This is a genomic window from Leisingera sp. F5 (genome assembly GCF_001593695.1).
Map to the genome: position 1 here is coordinate 1 of NZ_LUKH01000121.1, position 5,652 is coordinate 5,652.

Here is a 5,652-nt window from a genome sequence, read left to right on the forward strand (position 1 = left end):
TGGATGCGGATCAAGTAAACTCGGCGGGGGCCTACAGCAGCCCCAGCTGCACCGGGATCGGCGCATAGCCGCGTTTCATCTGCCGGTCCCGGAAGCGTTCAAAAATCGCCATCGCCTCTGCTTGGGCGGCAAAATACGTCCGCTTCTGAACCCCGCCTGGCGCATTCAGCGGTCCCGACACACGCTCAACACACCAGTCGCCGAACAGCGTCGGCGTCAGGCTCAGCTGGCAATAGCGGTGCTTGCCTTCACTATGGTCGTATTTCTCGAAGCGGATGTGCAATGGGGGACCCGGGGCGCGTAAAAAGGTCCGCACCGTATGCATCGAAGCGGACCTTTTGTCCATTACCGTACACAGCCGATTTTAGAGGCTGGCGCCGGAGCTACACATCGCCGGTGTATTCGCCGCGCGCCGGGTAGTTGTTGGGGATCGCAAAATCCAGCGCCGCCACCAGTTCCGCGAAATGCGGGCGCACAAACGGCATGGTCTGCACCGCGCCGTAATACAGCGTCTGCTCCGGTGTCACCAGAAACAGGCCGGGTTCCGAGAACAGCGCGGGTTCTTCGATCCCGATCGAGGTCTTGCCGCGCGAGGTAGAGATATAGAGACCCCAGTCCTTGGCCGCCGAGAGCGGCAGGTCATAGCCAAATCGCAGTTCCTTGGCTTCGATCTTGTCGGCCATCGCGCGGGTGCGCTCCTGGCCGTCCGAGCTGATAGCGATGCAATCAACACCGCGCTCAGCGAAGGCCGCGACCTTCTTCTCGAACTCCTTCAGATAAGTGGCGCAGATCGGACAATGCAGGCCGCGGTAGAAACAGATCACAGTGCCGCGCTCAGCAGTTTCCGCGGACAGGTCGAACGGACCGTGGTCCAGCGTCGGCAGGGTCAGCTCCGGGGTTTTCTGGCGGGGGATCAACATGGGGATGCTCCTTGTAAGTCGTGGTGTGAGTGGTGGCGTGAGTGGTGGTTGATCCACTGTATTGCGCAGCTTAATGTCTTATAAATCCGAAAAACATGACGGGAACCTCGAAATCATGGACCGCCTCACTACTTTGATGGACCGCTTTCAGCTCGCCGTGCAGGCCGCCGGGCCTGGAGAGGCCAATCTGATTGCGCTGGCAGATGAGGCGGGGCAGCCGGTGCGGATCCTCTATCGCGCCAAGGGCACGCTGGCGGATCCGGACCCTGGCACGGTCATGTGGGCCGCGCGGGTGGAATGGTCGGGCAACAGCAATCCGTTCCTGGCGGCCCTGCCGCCGGTTGTGGACTACGGCATCGGCAGCAATGCCGAGGCACAGGGGCTGGTTCGCTTGATGCGGGACGAGGCCGAGGGGCAGCATTGCGGCGCGCAATCGGTGATCAACAGGCTGGGCGAGGTGCTTATGGTGCGCCTGCTGCGCAATCAGATCCAAAAGGGGGCCACTGAACCGGGGCTGCTGGCAGGCCTTGCAGACCCGCGCCTCAGCAGGGCCATTGTGGCAATGCACGACCATCCCGGCAGGCTTTGGACCAATGCAGATCTGGCGCAGGAAGCGGGGCTGTCGCTGTCGCGCTTTTCTGAACTTTTTGCGTCGGAGGTCGGGGAAACCCCAATAGGGTATTTGCGCCGCTGGCGCCTGATCCTCGCGCATCAGGATCTTGCCCGCGGCGACAGGGTTGAGGCGGTGGCACGCCGCTATGCCTATGGTTCGCCCGAAGGGTTCACTCGCGCCTTCCGCAAGGTTTACGGTGTCGCGCCGGTTTCGTTGCGTCGTGCGGCTTAGGATGCTCGCTGTCTAGGAAAGTGGTTTCAGGCTGGCAGTGCGGCGTAAATGAGTATTTATAAAAAGGTGAAAGAGCAGGCAGCGCATTTCATCTTTTCTCAAATACTCCCTTTCCCCTGCCCGGCAGGCGGCTTTGCCGCCGAGAGGGGAGGCAACGGCGCGCCAGCGCCGTTCCATTATGGTTTCCAGGTCAGGAAATTCCCGATCATCCGCAGGCCCGTGGCCTGGCTTTTCTCAGGATGGAATTGCATGCCCAGCATGGTGTCCCGCCCGACCACCGCGGTCACGTCGCCGGCATAATCCACATGTGCCAGCCGTTCTGCCGGGGTGGACACGCGGAAATGGTAGGAGTGCACGAAATACACGTGATCGCCGGAAGCAATACCGTCAAATACCGGGTGTGCTGTCTCGATCACCAGATCGTTCCAGCCCATATGCGGCACCTTCAGGGATGCATCTGCCGGCGTGATCTTCACCACATCGCCGCCAACCCAGCCTAGGCCCGGGGTCTCCTCGTATTCATGCCCGGTGGTCGCCATCAGCTGCATGCCGACGCAGATGCCCAGGAACGGGCGGCCCTTCTGCTCCACCGCCTCGACCATGGCGTCATAGATGCCCTTGTGGCCGCGCAGCTCTGCCGCGCAGGCGGGAAAGGCGCCGTCGCCGGGCAGAACCAGCCGGTCGGCCCGGGCAACCACATCGGCGTCGGAGGTCACAACGACCTCGCCCGCATCCACTTCCCGCGCCATGCGCTGAAAGGCCTTCTCGGCGGAGTGCAGGTTGCCGGATTCGTAATCGATAATCGCGGTCAGCATAACGGGCTCTCCAGGCGGTAAGAAACTCGCATGCTGCCTAGCGCAACAGCCGGGCGCTGCCAAGCCTTCAGCGAATGTGCAGCACCTCCTCCAGAACTTCAGGGGCCAGCGGTGTGCCATCCGCGGTGGCGGCGTGCTGCTGGAACACCTTGAAGCCCGGCGGAACCGTGGCGCCGCGCACTGCGTCGTCCAGAAAGATGAACTTGCTGTTGTCCGGTGTGAATTCGAACCAGCCGGGGTCATCGAAAGTGCCCGCATAGACCCTCAGCCGGTCCGGCCAGCGTTCGAATGTCAGATGGGTCTTTGTGCCGCAGTTTGCGCAGAAATGCACGTTCACCTCCTTGCCGCTGCCGCCGGAGAGGTGAGCGTAGCGGGCTGGAGACCCTTCGGTGATCTGAAAACGGGTGATGTCGAAAATCGGTTCCACCATTCCCAGCGCACCCGTGGCCCGCTGGCAGAACCGGCAAAAGCAGGCAGTGACCCACAAGGGGTCGCTGGTTACCTGGTAACGCAAGGCGCCGCACAGGCAGCCGCCGTCGTGAATGGTCATTGAATAGCCCCCCTGCAAAACAACTGCAGGGAGCATATCACGGATCGGCTGTTACAGCGCACCCTTGGTGGAGGGAATCGCATCGGCTTTGCGCGGGTCGGTTTCCACCGCCAGCCGCAGCGCGCGGGCCACGGCTTTGAAGGCCGCCTCCGCAATGTGGTGGCTGTTGAACCCGTGCAGCTGGTCGATGTGCAGGGTGATGCCGCCATGGGTGCTGAGCGCTTGGAAAAACTCGCGCACCAGCTCGGTGTCAAACGCGCCGATCTTCTGGGTCGGAAGTTCCACGTTCCAGATCAGGAAGGGGCGCGCCGAGAGGTCCAGCGCGCAGCGCACCTGCGCGTCATCCATCGGCAGGTGGCACTCGCCATAGCGGCGGATACCTTTTTTGTCCCCCAGCGCCTGCACCAGCGCCTGACCCAGCGCAATGCCGGTGTCCTCCACTGTGTGGTGGTCGTCGATGTGATAATCGCCCTTGGCGCGGATGGTCATGTCGATCAGCGAATGGCGCGCCAACTGATCCAGCATGTGGTCGAAAAAGCCAACCCCGGTCCGGTTGTCATAAACCCCGGTGCCGTCGAGGTTGATCTCGACCGAGATATCGGTTTCCGCGGTCTGGCGGGTCACTGTGGCGGTACGCATCTGCGGGCTGTCCTTCGTCAAGCTGCAGGGGCGCTTATAGGGCGGGCAGGGGGCGTGGCTCAAGTGCGGCATTGTGCATGGGGGCCAATCTGTTGCAGCAATCCCGGTCTCTTGCGCCAGCACCGCCGCCGTGCGAGCTTGGGCGCAAATTCCTGACCTTCCAAAAGGGGCACCCATGTCCACCTGCGTTTTTGTCCAAATCCGCTGCAAGCCCGGCACCACCTACAAGGTGGCCGAGGAAATCGCGCTGCGCGAAATCCACTCCGAACTCTACTCCACCAGCGGCAATTTCGACCTCATGATGAAGCTCTACATCCCCACCGGAGAGGATGTGGGCAAATACATCAATGACCAGCTGCTGCAGATCGAAGGGATCGAGCGGTCGCTGACGACAATGACCTACAAGGTGTTCTGAAACAGAAAACGCCCCGCAAACCGGGGCGTTCTTTGATTGGTTCAGGGCGGATCAGGCCGCAAGCAGCCCTTTGTCCTTCAGCTCCTCAAAGGCGCTGTCGATGGCAACTTTCATCCGCGCCAGCATGTCATCAACCTCATCCTTGGTAATGATGATCGGCGGGCACAGCGCCACCGCATTGCCTGCCACCGCCCGCAAGATCAGCCCGTTTGCCTCGCAGGCCCTCTGCGCCGCCGCCCCTGCGGCGCCCTTGTCAAAGCTAGCGCCGGTGGTCTTGTTCGACACCAGCTCCAGCGCCGCAATCAGCCCCTTGCCGCGCACTTCGCCAACCAGCGGATGATCGGTGAAGATCCCGCGCAGCTGCGCCTGCATATAGGCCCCGACATCCGCAGCGTGCTCAAACAGGTTGTCGCGCTCATAGATCTCCAGCGTTTTCAGTGCTGCCGCACAGGCCGCCGGGTGGCCAGAGTAGGTGTAGCCGTGGCCGAACACGCCGACCTCGTTGGTCTGGTCGATCATTGCCTCATACATCCAGCCGGGAATCACCGAGGCTGAAATCGGGAAATAGGCCGAGCTCAGCTGCTTGGCAAAGGTCATCAGGTCCGGTTTGATACCCATCGTAGTGCAGCCGAAATCCGCACCAGTGCGCCCGAAGCCCGTGATGACCTCATCCGCCCAGACCAGAATGCCATGTTTGCGTAGCAGCGCCTGCAGCTTCTCGTAGTATCCTTCCGGGGGCACGATCACGCCCGACGCGCCGGTGATCGGCTCCACGATCATCGCCGCGATGGTGTCGGGGTCTTCCGCCAGGATCTGCTGCTCCAGGTTGCCGATGATGCGGTCGACGAACTGCGCCTCGGTCTCGTTGCCCTGACGGCCGGTGTAGTAATGCGGCGCGTCCGAGCGCAGGATCGACAGCGCCTCCAGCGGCGCGTCGAAATGCGCCAGATTCGCGGGCAGGGAGGTCAGCGACCCCGCCGCCACCGTCACGCCGTGGTAGCCGCGTTCGCGGGTGATGATCTTGCGCTTTTCCGGCTTGCCGATAGCGTTGAAGTAATACCGCAGCATCTTCACGTGGGTGTCATTGGCGTCCGAACCGGAGTTGCCAAAGAAGATATAGGCATCCTCCACCGGGACCATCGCCTTCAGCTTTTCCGCCAATTCCATAATCGGCGCGTGGGTCTTGCCGCCGAAGGTGTGCGAGAACGGCAGCTTGTGCAGCTGCTCGGTGATCGCATCCATCACTTCGGTGTTGCTGTAACCCAGCGAGGTGCACCACAGGCCCGCCAGCCCTTCGATATATTTGTTGCCGTCCGAGTCGTAGACATAAATACCTTCGCCGCGGTCCAGGCACAGCTGCTCGGTCGCGGTGAAATTGGTGGTGGGATAGATGACAGGGGCCATGGCCAAACTCCTTGCGCGAAACACCCATGAACGTCCCATGGGGCCTATTGCCGATAGAATTGGCG

At 61.8% G+C, this 5,652-nt stretch carries 8 protein-coding genes; 2 read left to right on the top strand and 6 right to left on the bottom strand.

The window, feature by feature from the left end; genetic code table 11:
* Positions 1-31 precede the first annotated feature (31 nt).
* Together A2I95_RS25315 and A2I95_RS25320 are read right to left on the bottom strand one after the other, a co-directional pair.
* Entirely contained in the window at positions 32-283 is a 252-nt protein-coding gene (locus A2I95_RS25315) for a WGR domain-containing protein (protein ID WP_027258310.1), read from the bottom strand.
* A 100-nt stretch (positions 284-383) separates the two neighbouring features.
* Positions 384-920: a peroxiredoxin-like family protein gene (locus A2I95_RS25320; protein WP_027258311.1), complete on the bottom strand. Its 537-nt coding sequence runs from the start codon at positions 918-920 to the stop codon at positions 384-386.
* Positions 921-1,035: 115 nt separating this feature from the next.
* On the opposite strand from A2I95_RS25320, the gene A2I95_RS25325 reads away from it, so the two are divergent.
* Entirely contained in the window at positions 1,036-1,764 is a 729-nt protein-coding gene (locus tag A2I95_RS25325; protein WP_027258312.1) for an AraC family transcriptional regulator, read from the top strand.
* Between the two features lie 176 nt (positions 1,765-1,940).
* Here A2I95_RS25325 and hisH read toward each other — a convergent pair whose 3' ends face one another.
* From hisH to hisB, 3 genes are all read right to left on the bottom strand, one after another.
* Positions 1,941-2,579: an imidazole glycerol phosphate synthase subunit HisH gene (hisH, locus tag A2I95_RS25330; protein WP_027258313.1), complete on the bottom strand. Its 639-nt coding sequence runs from the start codon at positions 2,577-2,579 to the stop codon at positions 1,941-1,943.
* 67 nt (positions 2,580-2,646) lie between these two features.
* Positions 2,647-3,129, bottom strand: a complete 483-nt coding sequence (locus A2I95_RS25335) for a GFA family protein (RefSeq protein ID WP_291734375.1) — start codon at positions 3,127-3,129, stop codon at positions 2,647-2,649.
* A gap of 51 nt (positions 3,130-3,180) precedes the next feature.
* Positions 3,181-3,768, bottom strand: a complete 588-nt coding sequence (hisB, locus tag A2I95_RS25340; RefSeq protein WP_027258314.1) for an imidazoleglycerol-phosphate dehydratase HisB — start codon at positions 3,766-3,768, stop codon at positions 3,181-3,183.
* A 175-nt stretch (positions 3,769-3,943) separates the two neighbouring features.
* Here hisB and A2I95_RS25345 point away from each other — a divergent pair, with 175 nt between their 5' ends.
* The gene (locus tag A2I95_RS25345; protein ID WP_027258315.1) at positions 3,944-4,183 is read left to right on the top strand and encodes an Lrp/AsnC ligand binding domain-containing protein; all 240 of its coding nucleotides are present in this window, start codon (positions 3,944-3,946) and stop codon (positions 4,181-4,183) included.
* 51 nt (positions 4,184-4,234) lie between these two features.
* Here A2I95_RS25345 and A2I95_RS25350 read toward each other — a convergent pair whose 3' ends face one another.
* Positions 4,235-5,587 carry an aminotransferase gene (locus tag A2I95_RS25350; protein WP_027258316.1) on the bottom strand — a complete coding sequence of 451 codons (1,353 nt, stop codon included), beginning with the start codon at positions 5,585-5,587 and terminating at the stop codon, positions 4,235-4,237.
* Between the last annotated feature and the right edge of the window lie 65 nt (positions 5,588-5,652).

Coding starts and splice junctions, on each gene's coding strand:
- A2I95_RS25320 (WP_027258311.1), bottom strand. CDS start 920: ATGTTGATCCCCCGCCAGAAAACCCCGGAGCTGACCCTGCCGACGCTG.
- A2I95_RS25325 (WP_027258312.1), top strand. CDS start 1,036: ATGGACCGCCTCACTACTTTGATGGACCGCTTTCAGCTCGCCGTGCAG.
- hisH (WP_027258313.1), bottom strand. CDS start 2,579: ATGCTGACCGCGATTATCGATTACGAATCCGGCAACCTGCACTCCGCC.
- A2I95_RS25335 (WP_291734375.1), bottom strand. CDS start 3,129: ATGACCATTCACGACGGCGGCTGCCTGTGCGGCGCCTTGCGTTACCAG.
- hisB (WP_027258314.1), bottom strand. CDS start 3,768: ATGCGTACCGCCACAGTGACCCGCCAGACCGCGGAAACCGATATCTCG.
- A2I95_RS25345 (WP_027258315.1), top strand. CDS start 3,944: ATGTCCACCTGCGTTTTTGTCCAAATCCGCTGCAAGCCCGGCACCACC.
- A2I95_RS25350 (WP_027258316.1), bottom strand. CDS start 5,587: ATGGCCCCTGTCATCTATCCCACCACCAATTTCACCGCGACCGAGCAG.